This window comes from Colwellia sp. PAMC 20917, from assembly GCF_001767295.1.
GTDB lineage: Bacteria > Pseudomonadota > Gammaproteobacteria > Enterobacterales > Alteromonadaceae > Colwellia_A.
Map to the genome: position 1 here is coordinate 3130355 of NZ_CP014944.1, position 18810 is coordinate 3149164.

12 protein-coding genes are annotated in these 18810 nt (G+C 38.7%); 10 read left to right on the top strand and 2 right to left on the bottom strand.

Annotated features, from left to right (window positions below; translation table 11 throughout):
* Positions 1 to 6: 6 nt before the first annotated feature.
* Positions 7 to 858, bottom strand: a complete 852-nt coding sequence (locus A3Q34_RS13440) for an HDOD domain-containing protein (RefSeq protein ID WP_070375815.1) — start codon at positions 856 to 858, stop codon at positions 7 to 9.
* Between the two features lie 203 nt (positions 859 to 1061).
* Here A3Q34_RS13440 and A3Q34_RS13445 point away from each other — a divergent pair, with 203 nt between their 5' ends.
* Entirely contained in the window at positions 1062 to 2165 is a 1104-nt protein-coding gene (locus tag A3Q34_RS13445; protein WP_070375816.1) for a WD40/YVTN/BNR-like repeat-containing protein, read from the top strand.
* Between the two features lie 239 nt (positions 2166 to 2404).
* On the opposite strand, the gene A3Q34_RS13450 is transcribed toward A3Q34_RS13445, so the two are convergent.
* Entirely contained in the window at positions 2405 to 3421 is a 1017-nt protein-coding gene (locus tag A3Q34_RS13450; protein WP_070375817.1) for a LacI family DNA-binding transcriptional regulator, read from the bottom strand.
* 219 nt (positions 3422 to 3640) lie between these two features.
* Here A3Q34_RS13450 and pgi point away from each other — a divergent pair, with 219 nt between their 5' ends.
* The 9 genes from pgi (at position 3641) to nagP (ending at position 18678) form a co-directional block, all read left to right on the top strand.
* Positions 3641 to 5281, top strand: a complete 1641-nt coding sequence (pgi, locus tag A3Q34_RS13455) for a glucose-6-phosphate isomerase (protein WP_070375818.1) — start codon at positions 3641 to 3643, stop codon at positions 5279 to 5281.
* Between the two features lie 434 nt (positions 5282 to 5715).
* Positions 5716 to 8265: a TonB-dependent receptor gene (locus tag A3Q34_RS13460; RefSeq protein ID WP_070375819.1), complete on the top strand. Its 2550-nt coding sequence runs from the start codon at positions 5716 to 5718 to the stop codon at positions 8263 to 8265.
* A gap of 146 nt (positions 8266 to 8411) precedes the next feature.
* Positions 8412 to 9983 carry a tryptophan halogenase family protein gene (locus tag A3Q34_RS13465; RefSeq protein ID WP_070375820.1) on the top strand — a complete coding sequence of 524 codons (1572 nt, stop codon included), beginning with the start codon at positions 8412 to 8414 and terminating at the stop codon, positions 9981 to 9983.
* 12 nt (positions 9984 to 9995) lie between these two features.
* A complete protein-coding gene (locus tag A3Q34_RS13470; protein WP_083278020.1) occupies positions 9996 to 11549 on the top strand; it encodes a tryptophan halogenase family protein in 1554 nt (517 codons plus the stop codon).
* Positions 11550 to 11580: 31 nt separating this feature from the next.
* Complete coding sequence (locus A3Q34_RS13475; protein WP_070375821.1) at positions 11581 to 12282, top strand: SapC family protein; 702 nt, start codon at positions 11581 to 11583, stop codon at positions 12280 to 12282.
* 90 nt (positions 12283 to 12372) lie between these two features.
* Entirely contained in the window at positions 12373 to 15030 is a 2658-nt protein-coding gene (locus A3Q34_RS13480; protein ID WP_070375822.1) for a family 20 glycosylhydrolase, read from the top strand.
* 219 nt (positions 15031 to 15249) lie between these two features.
* Entirely contained in the window at positions 15250 to 16143 is an 894-nt protein-coding gene (gene nagK / locus A3Q34_RS13485) for an N-acetylglucosamine kinase (RefSeq protein WP_070375823.1), read from the top strand.
* Between the two features lie 44 nt (positions 16144 to 16187).
* Positions 16188 to 17321: an N-acetylglucosamine-6-phosphate deacetylase gene (gene nagA, locus A3Q34_RS13490; RefSeq protein ID WP_070375824.1), complete on the top strand. Its 1134-nt coding sequence runs from the start codon at positions 16188 to 16190 to the stop codon at positions 17319 to 17321.
* A 64-nt stretch (positions 17322 to 17385) separates the two neighbouring features.
* A complete protein-coding gene (gene nagP / locus A3Q34_RS13495) occupies positions 17386 to 18678 on the top strand; it encodes an N-acetylglucosamine MFS transporter NagP (protein WP_070377171.1) in 1293 nt (430 codons plus the stop codon).
* Positions 18679 to 18810 lie beyond the last annotated feature (132 nt).

Genomic DNA, 18810 nt, shown 5'->3' on the forward strand with positions numbered 1-18810 from the left:
GAACGGTTAATCCGCTTTTACATCGAATGACTCGCTGTCTTCAAGATAATCTTGATAGTTGTCTTCATCAATGTCGAGTAAGGTGAAAATCATCTCTTGCAGATAAGGCCAGTCAGCAGAGTCTCGACAGTGCTTATGATTGTGTACTAGGTTTTCAGCCAGTTTTAATATTGCATAGTAAACTTCTTGACCGCGTGGATTATTCATTTTGAGAAAATCACGGTCGTGATGTATTAAAATTAATTCGCAAATATCTTTAGGTAATCGCCAAGAAGAGGCAACGTAATAGCCAATGGTTGCGTGGTTTACACCATAAGCTTGGTCTTCAGTGATAGGAAGTGTTTTATCTGGGGTGCTGTAAGCCAGTTGGTAAGTATCGTTGTAGTCACTATACTTCATTGCCATAATGGGAATGCCGCAATCATGAAATAAACCAAGAGAAAAGAGTTTATCTTTTGAGGTTTTTTCTTTAATCGTTTTGCCAATATGAACACAAGTGTTGGCAATATGTGTGGCACTGTCCCAAAACTCTTCTAAAGCGATACTACAATCTTGTTGGTCAAAACTACGTTTAATCAAGGTGTTGGTTACTAATGAGTTTATTCCCTGCAAACCGATATAACGTACTGATTTGTGAATGTCAGATATTGATCGCGACAATCCATAGAGGGGCGAGTTAATGGTTTTCAGAATAATTGAAGCTACACCGACATCTTGTGAAATAATATCGGCTAACGCATTTACGTCTGGCTCGTCTTCGGCCATTATTTTTTGTAGTTTAATTAATAAACTTGGCTGAGCCGGAATAGAAAATCCACGGCGTATATCAGCGAGTACTTTATCATCAACTTCTAGCATAAGAATTTACTGTTTTATTAATCAATTAAGTATTATGACGGCTATTTTTATTATTCTACTATCGCTGAAGTTGGCGGTATTTACAACTTAATGACTGACAATTTTGTTGCTTTGCCTCTTTGTCAGTGTTTGATGTTTATCACTTGTTAAATATTTGAAAATATTGAATAGTAGCGCTATGTTCACTTAAAATGATAATTATCATGCTATCAATTCTTTCAATATTACCAGAAGTTAAAGTAAGCACTCGCTTAATTCGTATCTTAAAATCTCTTAGTATCACGACTGTCTTTTACTCGGTAATTGCCAGTAGCACTACTATCGTTGATTTGCCGTCTTGGCAACATACGGTGCTGCCAAGTTCACCTTCTTTGCGCGGAAGTGCTGTTATCGATAATTCATTGTGGGTTAGTGGTAGTAATAAGACTGTTTTTGTAAGTCAAGATGGAGGTAAAACTTGGTTGGATAAATCAGTAGATAGCCCTATAAAAACAGGCTTTCGCGATATTGCCTTATTCGATAAGCATACCGCTATTGTTATGGGGGTTGGCAGTGGAGAACAATCTGTACTTTACAAAACCATTGATGGTGGCGATAGCTGGCAGTTACTTTATCAAAACCAAGATAAAGATGGCTTTTTTGACTCCATCGCTTTTTGGGATGCTGATAATGGTTTGTTGATGGGAGATCCTGTCGATGGCTTTTATGTTATAAAAAAAACCAGTGATGGTGGCAAAACGTGGCGCCGTATCGAGCAGAGTAATATCCCGAAACTTGTTGAAAAAGAAGCCGCTTTTGCAGCCAGTGGTAATACCTTAATTATTGGTGACAAAGGTAAAGCTTGGCTTACTACGGGTGGATTTTCAGCATCAGTTTATAGCAGCGTCGATTTTGGTGAAACATGGCAACGTGATCGTGTGCCACTGTACTCTAAAACACAAACCGCCGGCGGTTATGGTTTAGCATTAAATGCCAAGCAACAACTTTTTGTTGTTGGCGGAGACTATGAACAGCGTCCTGCAAGTTACCCTAATATGGCAACTTTTACCGATAATCAATGGCAGTCAGTCAATGCTGGGCAATACGGTTTACGCTCAGCAATGAGTTGTCAGGGAGATATTTGTCTTGCTACTGGAAAAACCAGTAGTGATATTTCGTTTAATGCAGGAACAACCTGGCAAGTATTAGCAAACCCACAAGGTAAAAAAGACGATAAAGGCTTCTATACCCTTGCGAGCGATAAGATGATGTTTTTGGCGGCAGGCGCGGAGGGTAAAGTTGGCGTTTATTCATTTAGACAAAAGTAATATTTCATACTTGCTTATCAAAATTGGCTGCAGGTGATAATCAAACTAAACTTTATCGTTAAAGCGTTATGCTAGTCGATAAAGTTTAGTGTTTTCTGAGTATTAACTATGTTTACCGGTTGAATCACGGACAATCAATCTTGGTGTGTAATGATGAACACTATCCATTGAAAGGCCGGTTTGTTGCGGGTTATATATTGCCCTAAGATTTAACTCAATGAGCAATTATCAATGAGCAATTAGCTATGTTTACCGGTTGAATCACGGACAATCAATCTTGGTGTGTAATGATGAACACTATTTTGAGGGGTTTGTTTACGCGATTTTGCAATCAATAAGCTGGCTGCATCTTCAGCGATTTTTTGGTTCGGTTGATTAGCTGTCGTTAAGCGTGGCCATGTTTGTCGAGAGAAGGGCGAGTTTTCAAAACCAGCAATAGAAAGTTGATCAGGTATTGATATCCCCATTAACCGAGCAGCAAACAAAGCACCCGCCGCAATTTCATCGTTACATGAGAAAATAGCGGTTGGGCGAATATCTTCAGACATTAATTGCTTTGCGCCAAGTACGCCAGATTCAAAAGAATACTCTCCATTAATAATTAACCGCTCATCAAGTGCAATGCCATTGTCAGATAAGGCTTGTTTATAACCTCTTAAACGTTCAACCGTTGACATATGTGCTGCTTCACCGGCAATAAAACCAATGTGTTTATGGCCTAAATCAATGAGATGTTGAGTAATACTTACCGAAGCTGCATGGTCATTTACCATAATGCAGGGGGCTAATTCATCGGGGGCTACATCGCCAGACATTATCCGAACAACATCAACATTTAGGTCGATAATTTTTTGGACAAATTCAGGCATTTCAGAGAAAGGTGGGGTGAGCACTAAACCAGCGACTCGTGTCTTTCTAACCATGTCGGCAATTTCATCAAGTACATGTACTGATTTTGCTTGGCAAGGATGAATAAGTAATTCAAAACCTTGTTGTTTACAAGCCGCTAAAATACCATTTTGCATATCAATGACATAATATGCATTAGGGTTATCATAGATAAAAGCAATGCTGTATGCCTTAGTACCCGCTAAGTTTCGTGCCGCTAAGTTGGGCTGATAATGTAAATCATTTACGGCTTCCATGACTTTATCTCGAGTCAATTGTCGTACAGATGATTCATTGTTCATTACTCTTGAAACGGTTTTTATCGAAACGCCCGCTTGTTTGGCAACATCATTTATTGTAGCTTTCATCGGTTAAAACGGCCTTGTGTATTATTCTTGTTATGTAACCCTACTGCAGCGCAACAGAATATTGTTTCTTTGGCACGGCGGCAACTACTTATTTTAAAATAACTCAAACCTTTATACTAATCTATAGAAATAAAGGATAAAAATTCAAATTGACAGCGCTGTCATTATCAAATATGGTACAAGATTGAACGGTTAAATTAATGCACTATAGGAATATTTATGTCAAGTCGTCAAACACTCAGTAGTTGGAAAAAGCTGACTCAGCTTGCTCAACAGAAACAATCTCAGCACATGAATGATCTGTTTGCTCAAGACAGTGAACGCTTTGACAAGTTTTCTATAGAGTTACCTAGATTACTGTTAGATTATTCAAAGAACCTCATTGATACTGAAACAATGGATACACTGTTCAAGCTGGCTAGTGAATGTAAAGTCGTTGAATGGCGCGAAAAAATGTTTATTGGCGCAAAAATCAATAAAACAGAAGACCGTGCTGTTCTTCACACCGCTTTACGCCGTAAAAGCAAAGAGCCTCTCATTGTTGATGGTGAGAATGTCACCACCAGCGTTCAAGACCAGTTACAGAAAATGGAAGCTTTTGTTAATCATGTTCGTGAAGGTAAGTGGTTAGGTTATTCAGGAAAGCGTATTACTGATGTGGTTAATATTGGTGTTGGTGGTTCCAACCTTGGTCCACAGATGGTCACCGAGGCGTTAAAGCACTACAGTGATAAAAGCATTAATGTTCATTATGTTTCTAATGTAGATGGCGCGCAAATCGTAGAAATACTTCGTCCGCTTGACCCAGAAAGAGTGCTATTTATTGTTTCCAGTAAAACCTTTACCACGACCGAAACTATGACAAATGCTAAAACGGCAATAAGGTGGCTTACCGCATCGTCGTTTGATGATAATGCGGTCGGTAAACACTTTGTTGCAGTAACCGCGAATAAAGAAAATGCCATGGGGTTTGGCATTAAAGAAGAAAACATCTTCGGGATGTGGGATTGGGTCGGAGGGCGCTTCTCATTATGGTCAGCAATCGGTTTAGCAATAGCGTTAGATCTGGGCTTTGATAAATTTATAGAATTGCTTGATGGCGCTAATGAAATGGACGAACACTTTCAAAGTGCACCACTAGAAAAAAATATGCCGGCAATAATGGCTTTACTCAGCGTTTGGAATACCACTTTTCTAGGAGCTAGATCTCAAGCGATCCTTCCTTACGATCAAACCTTACATATGCTCTCTGCTTATTTACAACAAGCTGAAATGGAGAGTAATGGTAAATCTGTTTCGTGGAATGGCGATGAAGTTGACTATGCCACCGTACCTTCTATATGGGGTGAACTGGGTATTAATGGTCAACATGCCTTTTATCAGTACCTGCATCAAAGTAATAATGTTGTACCAGCTGATTTTATTGGTTCGGTTGCCAGTGTTACGCCGGTGTCTGGTCATCACGAAACGTTAATGTCGAACTTTTTTGCACAGACACAAGCATTAATGACCGGCGTCAATGAAAAGCAAGTCCGTGCTGATTTAAAAGCAAAAGGACGGACAGCTGATTACATCGATAAGGTGGCCCCTCATAAAGTGCATAAAGGGAATCGTCCAACCAACACTATTCTTTTAAAACGTATAGATCCTAAAACGTTAGGCAACTTAATTGCACTCTATGAACATAAAATATTTGTGCAGGGTATTGTGCTGCAAATATGCTCTTTTGACCAATGGGGCGTTGAATTAGGTAAGGGCTTAGCAGAAAGTATTCATAAAGAGCTGCAAAGCGGTAATGTTTCGCCGAGTCATGATTGCTCTACGCTTAACTTGATGAACTATTATAATAAAGCTAAATAAGCTTTATTTTTATTTTAGTTTACTTTAAAACGCTGATAAATTGTCAGCGTTTTTTATTTTTGAAACTATAAAGTTACTTTTTTAGACTTCATTAATGACATTAAATTATAGTATTCACTAAAGTAATTCTTTATTCATTAAACGTTACTTTAAATGAATAAAGCAGTGCTAAAAACGTATAATAATTGCTTGTGTGTACGAAAATAATACAGGATGTTTACAAAAAAACTAAAATAAAACTCTATTGTTTACAGTTTGTTGCATTAAAGATGCTGATTAAATCGTAATCAAGTGTAGCCAGATGGTCATTTATTGTGTAATGTTTTACCCGACCTATGACAACGCTGTCATAAATTAAAAAGACAGCGCTGTCTTTGATAGGGTTATAAAAACATAACTATTATATTTAAAAAAACGTGTGTAAGGGAAAGTCGATGTCAATTCAAAAATTTAAAAAAGGCATGTTAGCGAGTTCAATCGCTCTAGTGCTAGCGGGCGGTGCTACACCATTCGCAATGGCTGCTGAAGAAGTTAAAGCTGCCGAGCAAGAAACTGAAGTAATTGAAGTTCGCGGTATTCGTGGTTCTTTGAAACAAGCATTAAATCAAAAGAGATTTTCTAACGCGGTTGTTGATTCAATTTCTGCAGAAGATATTGGTAAATTTCCCGATAGAAACATTGCAGAGTCACTACAAAGAATACCTGGCGTAACGATTGCCAGAAGTTTTGCTGGTGAAGGTGGTGATGTTTCTATCCGCGGTACTAACTCAGAATTAACCCAAATCAGTATGAATGGTAACTATGTTGCTTCAACAGGATGGTTTTCACAAGCAGCAGCAAAGCGTTCTTTTGATATGGATTTATTACCACCAGAACTTGTCGCTGGTGTTGATGTTTATAAATCGCCAACAGCAAGCCTTGATGAAGGTGGTGTTGGTGGTACTGTCGTTGTGCGCACTCGTAAGCCTTTAGAACTAGACTCTAACACCTTGTTTTTATCTGCTGAATACCAAGATAACAGCCTTTCTGACGAAAATGGTCAAGGCTTAACGGGCATGTATAGCTGGAAAAACGATCAAGAAAACTTTGGTGTTTTAGCGAGTTTATCTACGCTAGAAACTGTTGGGCGTGCGCACAAAGCAGAAAACTATATGGATGATGGTTGGGCGGGTGCAGGTATTTCAGAATTCGCGCAAACTCGTGAACGTGATGCGGTTGATCTAACTGTTCAGTATTCACCCTCTGAAGATTTATCAATGAATGTGCATTACTTTCAAGTTGATCTTGATTCTGCTAACAGTAACCAAAACTATTTAATTATTGCGGGTACAGATCCAACCGGCTTTAATGACCAAGTTACTGGAGCGACTAAATTCTCTCCGACTAATGGTTTTGCGCTAAATGGTAACTATTCTGGTGCACCACTTGATGATCAGAATACCCGTAATGCTGAAATGGATACCGAAGTCATCGCATTTGAAGTTGATTATACGGCTGATACCTATTCAATCAATGCCAAAGTTGGTTCTACTGAAGCAACAGGTGGTGACGGTGGTAACTACAATGCTGGTTGGGTTTCAAGTAACAGTAATACCTCTATTGATTTCGATATGAGCGGCGATAATGCGATGTTGCTTTCTCCTAATGGTACAGATCCAAGTAACCATTCTGAATACATTTTAAGTAGTGGTGCTGTTACTGCTGGCTATCGTAAAGACGAAGAGACTTTCGCACAGTTTGATGTTGATTTTAACGTTGAGTGGGGCCCAATTTCTAACTTTAAAACCGGTGTTAAGTTACGAGATCATCAATTTACAAGTTACTCAGATGCATGGACGTTTGATGATAGCTTGACTACAGGTATCACCAAAGCCACATTTGCGGATGGTCATTTTAATCACTCTGGTGCAGGGTTACTTTCGGGTACTCCAACAAACATTGCGCGTGCAGATGGTGCACAATTAAGAGCGCATTATGATGCTCACAAAACGGGTTCATCATTAAACACAAACAGTTACGGTGTTATTAAAGAAGATATTTTTGCTTTATATGGACAAGCTGATTTTAGTGGCGATAATTATCGCGGCAATTTCGGTTTACGCTATGTGGCGACTGATACCTCTGCTGATTATTACGGTTATGTAGATACCGCTAAAATCGTTACAGAAGACAGTGATTACTCAGATTGGTTACCTAGTTTTAATTTAGCACTAAATCTTCATGAAGATGTCATATTACGTTTGTCTGCTGCTAAAGTCATGAGTCGTCCTAATTATTCGTTCTTAAACCCAGCGGCTAGCGTTAACGAAACTACTCGAAGCATTGCTCGTGGTAGTATTGCGCTTGACCCATATCGTGCCAACCAATATGACATTGGTTTAGAGTGGTACTTTAACGAAGAATCTTTATTATCAGCAACCTTGTTCTCTAAAGATATTCGTTCTTTTATTATTAACGGTGCTAACGAATCTACTGTTGATGTCAATGGGGTAGATTATATTTTACGTGAACCCGGTCAAGGTTTAGGTGGGGAACTTCAAGGTATAGAAGGTCAATACCAACAGCAAATGGGTCAATTTGGCTGGTCAGCTAACATTACTTATACTGAAGGCTTTGGTTTACAGAATTTAGGCGCTGATGGCGGGGGTATTGTTGAAAGACCATTGCCAGGGATGTCTAAACTTAGCTATAACTTAAGTGCTTACTATGAAACTGACCTTATTTCAGCTCGAGTTGCTTACACCTACCGTGATGATTTTATCGCTCCGTCTACCGGTATCGGTGGTAACACTACGTGGGATGCCCATGGTTTTTTTGACGCGAATGTTACTTGGCATGCCACTGAAAACTTAGATGTAAGTGTTGAAGGTTCTAACTTATTCGAAGAAACGACGACTCAACGATTTGGTGAGGGTTTCACCGCTATGCGTTTAGCGGCAGATAATGGTCGCAACGTATTCTTAAAAGTATCTTACCGCTTATAACGGGTAATTTGTTTCGATGAGAGGATAGGTTTTACTTCCTTTCATCGTTATTCTAGGCTTAGTATATATTTTTCCTAAATATCTATTGAGCCTCAATTTTATACATGAACTCCTTTCAACCCTTCATTACATGATGAGCTTTCACAATGACTACAGTTAATAATGATATTTTAATTATTGGCGGCGGAACCGCTGGTTGGTTAAGTGCTGCTATTTTGGCTAAAAGCTTAAATTGCAAAGCAGAAAATGGCATAAAGGTCACTGTCGTTGAATCACCAGATATTCCTATTATTGGTGTTGGAGAGGGGACATGGCCTAATTTAAGAGCTACATTACATAAAATAGGCGTGAGTGAAACTGACTTTATTCGTGAGTGTGATGCAACCTTCAAGCAAGGAGCTGAATTTATAAATTGGGCTACAACACCTAAACAGAATGAAAAATCAAGTTACTACCATCCACTTGGCACGGTAAGTCACTCTTCTTATGACTTTAATTTAGCTCCCTATTGGTTGTTAAAAAATAAAACGACTAGATTACCTTATGACCAAGCAGTAGCTTCTCAGGCAAGAATTTGTGACCAAGGTTTAGCGCCTAAGCAAATCGTTATGCCCGAATACAGTGCTGCTCAAGAATACGCATACCATTTAAATGCCAATAAATTTTCTAACTTTTTAAAAAAACATTGTATTGATAATTTAGGGGTGAAATTTGTTAGTGCTAATGTGACGAACATCGTCTTGGATGAAAATGACTTCATCACACATGTTGAAACAGATCATTGTGAAGAAAAGCAAATATCCGCAGATTTTTTTATCGATTGTAGTGGCTCTAAAGGGCTTATTATTAAGCAAACTTATAATATTGAATGGCATGATATTAGCGATGTTCTTTTTAATGATACGGCTTTTGCTGTTCAAGTTCCTTATGCAGATAAAAAGCAACCAATCAAAACACACACCTTATCGACAGCACAAGAAGCTGGATGGATTTGGGATATTGGCCTACAAGAAAGGCGCGGCGTAGGTCATGTTTTTAGTAGCAAATATATTAGTGATGAAAAAGCTAAACAACAGCTCATCGACTATATTGGCGAAGATTATACTGACGATCTGGTTATTCGAAAAATTCCAATAAAGCTCGGCTACCACCAGAAATTTTGGCATAAAAATAGTGTTGCCATTGGCATGTCTGCAGGTTTTGTTGAACCACTAGAAGCTTCCGCTATTTATTTGTTTGATGCGGCAGCTACCATGATTGCAGCGCAATTTCCTCGTGACAAAAAGCAAATGCTTTATGCGGAGCAACAGTTTAATCAAAACTTTAAAATTCGTATGGAACGAACGGTTGAATTTATTAAGTTACATTATTGCATTTCAGCGCGCAGAGATTCGCAATATTGGATTGATAATTGTGAGCCAACCACAATACCAAATAAGTTAAAACAAAGACTCGAATTCTGGAAAAATCAACCACCGACAAAGTTTGACTTTGACCATGCATGGGAACCCTTTAACTTAGACAGTTATTTGTATGTATTGTATGGCATGCATTATCAAACAGATTTATCAGGCAATCTTTCGGCTTATCCAGATGTTAAAAAAGCTGAAAAATTATTTTCTAATGTTGATCGACAAAGTGAATTATTGAAAAATCAATTACCCAAACAACGCGATCTCATTGAAAAAGTAAAAGAATTTGGATTTAACAAAGTATAAAGGTGTTATTGAATGGATGATGGAATGATTAATCAAGTTGTTATCGTTGGTGGAGGCACTGCTGGCTGGCTAACAGCGGCTAAACTTGCAAAGCATCTTGGCTCGAATAAGTCAGATGCAGTGCAGGTTACTCTTATTGAATCACCTGATATTCCAACCGTGGGCGTCGGTGAAGGTACGTGGCCAACCATGCGAAAAACATTGGCTGATTTAGATATCGAAGAACATGACTTTATTAATTATTGTAATGCCTCTTTTAAGCAGGCAACAAAATTTGTTAATTGGCGAACGCCTGCTAAAAATGGTCAAGACTCTGTTTATTATCACTTGTTTAGTTCTGTTGCCCATGCAGATGAATTTAATCTCAGTCCTTATTGGTCTTTGTCAGATCAGCAAATAGATTACGCTAATTTTGTTAGCCCTCAGGCGCTTATTTGTGAAGGTGGTTTAGCACCAAAAACAATAGCTAATAGGGGTTACGATGGTTTATTAAATTATGCTTATCATTTAGATGCAGGCAAATTTGCTGATTTTTTAAAAAAGATAAGCTGCGAACGTTTCGGTGTTAAGCATCTAGCGGCAAATGTATTATCCGCAAATTTGAATGCTTTAGGTGAAATATCCTCTATTGAGACAAAAGAGTTAGGGCGTATTGAAGGTGATTTTTTCGTAGATTGTACGGGGGGGCGCTGCTTATTGTTAGGTGAAGCTTTAGGGGTCGGGTTTACGCCAATTAATGACGTTTTATTTACCGATAATGCGATAGCGATACAAGTACCTTATCAAAATGAAGAGGATGCTATAAGTAGTTCTACTATTTCAACAGCACATTCTGCGGGTTGGACATGGGACATAGGGTTGTCAAATAGGCGTGGTACTGGCTATGTGTATTGTTCTGATTTTGTCAGTCATGATCAAGCAGAGCAAACATTACGTGATTATATTGGTCCACAAGCAGAACAACTGTCAGCGCGAAGGTTAAAAATCTCATCAGGGTATAGAAACAAATTTTGGGAAAAAAACTGTGTGGCAGTAGGTATGTCTGCCGCTTTTGTTGAGCCCTTAGAGGCTTCAGCTATTTTTCTTATTGAGGCTTCAGCCAATATGCTGTGTGAATTATTTCCTCGTAATAAGCGACAATTACCCGCAGTTGAAAAAACATTTAATGACTCATTTCACTACCGTTGGAAAAGGACGATAGACTTTATTAAGTTACATTATTTTTTATCTCAACGACAAGAAAGTTTTTGGTTAGAAAATAAGTCTCTAAATTCCGTACCAGAAAGTTTATTAGAGCAACTCGATAATTGGAAACATCGTCCGGTGAGTAAATATGATTTTCAAAATACCTTTGAACCTTTTATTCAAGACAGCTACCAATATGTTTTGCACGGCATGGGCTACGTACAAGCATTAGAATATAACGCTTCAACGTTTAATGAACATCGTATGCTTGAAAGCATTTTAAAGAAAAATGCTAAATTAAAACAACAGCTACAAAATAATCTGCCAACCAATAGAGACTTACTGAATAAGGTAAGGGCTTTTGGTTTTCAAAAAATATAAAAATATAAAATAAATATTACTGGAGAAATACATGGCTAACTTATCGCCACTCAATAAAAGTCAGCATCAAGCACTGAAAGTAAAAGTAGACCCTAGTTATGCACATAGTGCTAATAGCCATGTTACCCCTATTTCCGTTTTTGAATTGCCGCAAGTTCAGGCGGAATATCCTATTGTTTTTATTAAGGATGCAGAAACAGGACGTTTTCATTTAGTTGCATTACTTGGCTTAAAGCCGCAGGAAAATTTGTTTCATAAAAAAGAGGGCTGGAATGCTTTATATGTTCCTCAGCACCTAACTAACTTTCCTTTCGTATTATCGTCGTCTGTTGAACAACCTAATAATTTTGTTGTGGGTATTGATTTAGACAGTCAAACGGTATCAGAGAGCGATGGCGAAGCATTGTTTACTGATACGGGTGAGCAAACAAAGTATTTAGTAAAAGTCACAGAAAATCTTGCTCGGGCTAATTCACAGCTTAATGCAACGCAACTTTTTATCAATACAATGGTAGATAAAAGTTTACTCTCTTCTCAATCATTAACGATTAAACCTATTAACGCTAAAGAGTTCACGGTAACGGGGTTATATTCCATCGATGAAGAAGCCTTTAAAGATTTAAATGATGCAGACTACCAAGAATTAAAAGACAAAGGGTTTCTTGCTGCGATATATAGTTGTTTGTTTTCTACCCAGCGGATCGCGAAGTTAATTAGCCTTAGCGAAAACTAAACATCAATATCGACTAATTACAATGGAGCCTGAACCCCGAAGAAGTTTTGGCATTCTATTGATTAACCTAAACTTGTGAGTAAGAAAAACATGAACAGACAACTCATTGTCTTATTTTTGGTAACAAGCATAAATTTATTCGGCTGTGAAAAATCACCAACTCATTCCGCTACGACCAATGACAAGACTCAGCAAGATATATTACTTAAACGCTTAGTTAAAGCGACTCAAATTGATATCGACAAGGTCGCTGAAACGCTCAATGTTAAGTATAAAGTATTGACCAATATACCCAGTGATAAGTGTGATATAAATATCGCCGACGGTAATTGCTTTGAAGTTGAGCTAAGTTTCACCGCGACTCAATCTATAACTAGTAAAGATTGGCATATTCACTTTAGCCAAATTGCGCCTATTCAATCTTTTGAAAGTGATGAATTTTCTGTTGTTCATATTAATGGCGATTTACATAAAATATCGTTGAATGATAAGTTTAAAGGCTTTACTGCAGGTGAAACCAAAACCTTATTGTTTAGAGCTATGTTTTGGTCGTTGTCTGAAACAGATGCTTTACCTAACTATATTGTCAGTGCAAATAATTTACAACCGCGTGTAATAGCCAGCACCAAGCCATATATAAACAGTGAAACAGGATTAGAAGTACTGCCTTATGTTGTGCCGTTCACTGATGTTGAAAAGCAGTTTAAACGCACCGCCCAAGATTCTACTCAGTGGCTTGATGCGGCAAGTTTATATCAAAGAAATACTCAATTAGGTGAGCAAAAGCTCGATGTGAGCAAGGTGATTATACCTACGCCGAAGTCGGTTATTTATAATAAGAATAATGCTCAGCTTAGTCTTACTTCTGGTATTAATCTTGATTATGGCAATGTCGAAAAAGATGATGTTATCGTAGCCATTACTCGCTTAGACACCTTAGGTATTGCTAATAATACTCAAGGCAAGCCTGTCACGTTAAGACTGCTTGAAGACAACAGCAAAATGATTGGCAGTTACCAATTAGACATCACCACAACAGATATTAAGATCACAGGTGTTGACGGCGCTGGTGTTTTTAATGGCTTGCAATCACTATCAAGCTTAATCACCTTAGGTTCAACGCAAGTACCTGTGTTAACGGTTAATGATGAACCTCATTATGAGTTTCGCGGTTTGTTAATTGATGTTGCGCGTAACTTTCACGATAAGACGTTTATTTTAACCCTGCTTGATCAAATGGCAGCTTATAAACTTAATAAGCTACATTTACACTTAGGTGATGATGAAGGCTGGCGATTAGAAATCCCCTCGCTCCCCGAGTTAACCGAAGTGAGTAGCAGGCGCTGTTTTGATTTACACAATAAAAATTGTTTATTACCACAACTGGGCGCGGGTATTGACCCTAAAAGTGAAATCAATGGCTATTATTCTGTGGCTGACTATCAAGAGATATTACAAGCAGCAACGGCTCGCCATATTCAAGTGATCCCCTCTTTAGATATGCCTGGGCATTCACGTGCTGCAATTAAAGCGATGGCAGCGCGTACCAAGAAATACGCTATAGCTGAGCAAGATGACAAAGCAAAACAGTTTATCCTCCATGATGCTAATGACCCAACGGTCTATTCATCCGTGCAATTTTACAATGATAATACCATCAACGTTTGCTTAGAGTCTTCTTACGACTTTGTGACTGAAGTGATGACTCAAGTTAAGAAAATTCATGCTGATGGTGGTCAACCGTTAACGCGTTATCACATTGGCGCAGATGAAACTGCGGGCGCTTGGATAGAATCTCAAGCCTGTAAAGACTTTATTGCCAATAACGATAAAGGTGTTAAAAAAATGAGTGAACTTGGTGCTTATTTTATTGAGCGTGTTGCTGGTATTTTATCAGCATTAGACATAGAAACCGCAGGTTGGAGCGATGGTATGGAGCATACCCGCAAAGAGAATATGCCGGCTATTGTTCAGTCGAACGCTTGGGATACGTTAGCGTGGGGAGGTCATAACAAAACCCATCAATTAGTCAATAGAGATTGGCAAGTTGTGCTGTCATCACCCGATGTACTTTATTTTGATTTCCCTTATGAAGCTGATCCCAAAGAACATGGTTATTATTGGGCCTCTCGCCACACTAACACCGAAAAAGTCTTTCAATTCATACCCGACAATTTACCTATTCATGCGGAGTTTTGGTTAGACCGTCAAGACAATCCTTATCAAGCCGATGATAGCCAAACCCCGATGAAGTTAGGTAATCGTTTCCTCGGTATCCAAGGGCAGTTATGGAGTGAAAATACTCGTACTGACCATACGGCGCAATATAAATTATTTCCACGACTGTTTGCTTTAGCCGAGCGTGCATGGCACTTAGCTGATTGGGCAGTTCCTTATAATTATCAAGGTGCTAAATACAGTCAGGCAACTAAATTTTTTAGTGCACAGAAAAAAGCCCTGCGCGATCAACAGTGGCAATTGTTTGCGAATACTATCGGTCAAAAAGCCTTAATTAAATTAGAAAATGATAACATTTTTTATCGATTACCTACCGTAGGTGCCATCGTAAAAGAAGGGAAAATTTATGCCAATATTGCTTTTCCTGGTATCGCTATTGAGTATCAAGTATCGGCGGGCAATTGGACTCGTTACCAAGGGCCAGTAGCTATCGAGGGCACAGTAAACGTTCGCAGCATTAGCTTTGATGGACAACGTAAAGGTCGGGCAGTAACGATTAATAACCACTAATTTGGGGTTTACGCTCTTGGCGGGCTAGTTAATAAAGCCCGCTTAATCAGCCTATTCATTATTTATTTTGTAATAGAAAAATAAAAAAAGCATTTTTATTAAAAAAACAAATGACAACGCTGTCATTTGTCGTTAAGATAAAATCAGATTACATTTTAGACACTGGCTGTTTATCGAGCATTGTGATTAAAATAATAAATATAGAGACATGAGGTCAACATGCTGAGCAGCAGCGGCAACAACGAAATATTCTTAGGCATAGATGGCGGTGGCAGCAAATGCAAAGCTATCCTAATGTCGAATGATAATAAAATATTAGGTACTGGCATTGCGGGGCCTGCTAACCCGTTGCACGGTTATAAACAAGCTATAAATTCAATTGCTGAGTCGGCTAAATTAGCACTTAAAAATGCCGGAATTGATGAAAGTGAGCTCGGTAATATAATTGCCGGTGTTGGTCTTGCAGGGGTGAATTTACCGGTTTTATTTGAACAAATGTCAAACTGGCAGCATCCGTTTAAAAAGATGTATCTTGCCACTGATTTACTTATTGCTTGTCTTGGAGCTCACGATGGTAAAGACGGTGCAGTGATGATAACGGGGACTGGTTCATGTGGCTTTTCATATGTTGATGGTCATCCTTATATTGTTGGCGCTCATGGTTTTCCTCATGGGGATAAAGGTAGCGGTGCATGGTTTGGGTTACAGGCAGCAAAACAATCTTTGTTATCACTCGATGGATTAATTCCTCATTCATCCATTAATGACAAAGTATTAGCGTTATTAAATGTCAAAGATGATGTTGAATTAGTCGAAGTGATTGCTGGTAAGCCAGCTGCTTTTTATGCCCGTATGGCTAATTTGGTTTTTGACTCTGCTGAAGAAGGTGACAAAATTGCGTTAGATATTGTTGCACAAGGCGCTGAATATATTAGCCATGTGGCCAGGCAGTTATTAAAGCAAAATCCACCTGCCATTGCATTAATTGGTGGCTTAACACCAAGAATAAAGCCTTGGTTAGATAAAGATATTAAACGACAACTGATCGAGCCAAAGCATCCACCAGAAGTGGGTTCAGTAATTTACGCTAAACAACAACTTGCTTTACAGTAAAACCTAGCCAATTAATTGATAGAATTTAAGGAACAAGCATTGCTATGACTATATTTCGTCTTTACGTTAAAAAATTATTTGATGGGCAAAATTTTATTGACCATCAAGTGTTAACGATCACCGATGGAAAAATCACAGCATTTGATAATAATATCTCTGACGTTGATGATGTGCTTGATGGTTTAGTGGTCCCAGGCTTTATTGATCTACAGGTCAACGGAGGTGGAGGTGCACTATTTAACGACTCACCATCATTAAAAAACATTAAAACTATCATGGCCGCTCATGCCAAGTTTGGTACTACAGCGATGTTACCTACCCTTATAACCGATAAAATATCAGTGATGCAACAGGCCGCAGAAGCAATGGCAGAAGCAATGGCAGAAAAAACACCAGGTATTATTGGTATTCACTTTGAAGGCCCACATTTATCTGTTGCTAAAAAAGGTGCACATATCGAAGAGCACATTCGCGCCATTTCACCACAAGAATGGCAAGTGCTTGAACGTAAAGATATCGGGCAAATACTGGTGACACTTGCCCCTGAAACGGTAAATGTTGATGACATTGCTCGCATGGTTTCGTTGGGTATTAAGGTGTGCTTAGGCCACACCAATGCTGATTTTAACACCGCACAAAAAGCGTTAGAAGCGGGTGCTGACGGATTTACTCATTTGTATAATGCTATGTCGGCAATACAGGGCAGAGAGCCGGGTGTAACGGGTTGTGCTTTGCTCAACGATCAAGCAAGTTGTGGCTTAATTGTTGATGGTCATCATGTTAATTTCGAGAGCTGTAAATTAGCGCTGAAAACTAAACCAGCAGGAAGGGTTTTCTTAGTCACCGATGCAATGCCACCGGTAGGTACAAGCGATGTTGAGTTTACTTTAGTTGGTAAAAAAGTGCGGCTTAACAATGGCAAGTTAACGTCAACAACAGGGGAGTTGGCAGGGTCGGTGTTGAATATGGCGCAAGCAGTAGCTAATACTCATTTAGGCCTGAGGTTACCTTTAGATGAAGCGCTTAGAATGGCCTCAAAATACCCGGCCAATTATATTAAGCAAAGTGATATTCGTGGCAGTTTAACAATAGGTAGTCAAGCTGACTTTGTTGAGCTTAACGATAATTTTACCGTGAAATCGACATGGATCTCTGGGCAAGCTATTTATAGAAACTAACTAACTTAACCTATCATAAAACAATAATAACAAGATAAATATTGAGGAATATATGGAACAGATAATAACAAGTGATAAACCAAAAAGTAATGCACTGCCGATGGCAATTGTCGCGGTACTCTTTTTTATATTAGGCTTTGCGACATGGCTTAATGGGTCATTAATGCCCTACCTTAAACAAATACTCCAGCTGACACCATTTCAAGCATCATTAATATTATTCTCCTTTTACATTGCTGTTACTTTTACTGCGCTGCCGTCGGCGACGATTATTCGTAAAGTAGGCTATAAAAATGGTATGGCTTTGGGAATGGCCACCATGATGGTAGCTGGCTTATTATTTATTCCTGCTGCTCAAACCCAAATTTTTGCTTTGTTTTTGTTTGCTCAGTTAGTGATGGGCTCGGGTATTACTTTATTACAAACAGCTGTTAATCCTTATGTTGTCCGTTTAGGACCTGAAGAATCTGCTGCAGCACGTATTAGTGTTATGGGAATTTTAAACAAAGGTGCCGGTGTTATTGCGCCTTTAGTTTTTACCGCCTTAATTTTGAGTGGCTTTGAAGGTCATTCAACCGAAGTACTAACCCAAGCCAGTATTGATGAGATGGCTAACTCGTTGGTACTTCCTTATTTAGGTATGGCGATTTTCATTGGTTTACTCGGTTTTGCTGTTAAAAAATCATCACTTCCAGAATTACCCAGTGAAGATGAGGAAGAAGGAGCAAATAGCAAAGGACATATTAAAGAAGCATTATCTCACCCCAATCTAGCATTAGGTGTATTAACTATCTTTTTCTACGTTGCGGTTGAAGTAATAGCCGGCGACACAATAGGTACATTTGCCTTGTCTCTAGGCGTTGAAAATTACAGCATAATGACCTCATACACTATGATATGTATGGTGGTAGGTTATATATTAGGGATCTTTTTAATTCCTCGTTTTATTTCTCAACAAAAAGCCTTAACTGTTTCAGCCCTGCTGGGGTTGGTGTTAAGTTTAGGTGTGGTCTTTGGTGACAATAATTCATACGCTATCGCTAATATAATTCTTGTTCCTTTTGGAGGGGCAGAACTACCTGATACCTTGATGCTTATTGCATTGCTTGGTTTAGCTAATGCGATTGTTTGGCCTGCTGTTTTCCCATTAGCACTCTCTGGAATGGGGAAATTAACCAGCGTGGGCTCGGCATTATTAGTTATGGGTATTTCAGGAGGGGCATTTGGTCCACTATTTTGGGGCTTGGCAAGCGGTTCATCACTTGGTCAACAAGGGGGCTATATTGTGATGTTACCTTGTTATTTATTTATTCTATTTTATGCGCTTAAGGGCCATAAAATGAAAAGTTGGAAATAATATAGATTCTCTGGACAGTTTCTAAATATTTTGAAAAATTTATCCATATGGATATCCGATCTCACTAGTTGAGGATGCGTTAAACGATCTGATTTGATCGACCCTGGGTTTTACACTCAGGGTTTTTTTTAC

Excerpts from the sequence above, each read along its gene's own strand:
- A3Q34_RS13440 (WP_070375815.1), bottom strand. The coding sequence starts at position 858 with ATGCTAGAAGTTGATGATAAAGTACTCGCTGATATACGCCGTGGATTT.
- A3Q34_RS13445 (WP_070375816.1), top strand. The coding sequence starts at position 1,062 with ATGCTATCAATTCTTTCAATATTACCAGAAGTTAAAGTAAGCACTCGC.
- A3Q34_RS13450 (WP_070375817.1), bottom strand. The coding sequence starts at position 3,421 with ATGAAAGCTACAATAAATGATGTTGCCAAACAAGCGGGCGTTTCGATA.
- pgi (WP_070375818.1), top strand. The coding sequence starts at position 3,641 with ATGTCAAGTCGTCAAACACTCAGTAGTTGGAAAAAGCTGACTCAGCTT.
- A3Q34_RS13460 (WP_070375819.1), top strand. The coding sequence starts at position 5,716 with ATGTCAATTCAAAAATTTAAAAAAGGCATGTTAGCGAGTTCAATCGCT.
- A3Q34_RS13465 (WP_070375820.1), top strand. The coding sequence starts at position 8,412 with ATGACTACAGTTAATAATGATATTTTAATTATTGGCGGCGGAACCGCT.
- A3Q34_RS13470 (WP_083278020.1), top strand. The coding sequence starts at position 9,996 with ATGGATGATGGAATGATTAATCAAGTTGTTATCGTTGGTGGAGGCACT.
- A3Q34_RS13475 (WP_070375821.1), top strand. The coding sequence starts at position 11,581 with ATGGCTAACTTATCGCCACTCAATAAAAGTCAGCATCAAGCACTGAAA.
- A3Q34_RS13480 (WP_070375822.1), top strand. The coding sequence starts at position 12,373 with ATGAACAGACAACTCATTGTCTTATTTTTGGTAACAAGCATAAATTTA.
- nagK (WP_070375823.1), top strand. The coding sequence starts at position 15,250 with ATGCTGAGCAGCAGCGGCAACAACGAAATATTCTTAGGCATAGATGGC.
- nagA (WP_070375824.1), top strand. The coding sequence starts at position 16,188 with ATGACTATATTTCGTCTTTACGTTAAAAAATTATTTGATGGGCAAAAT.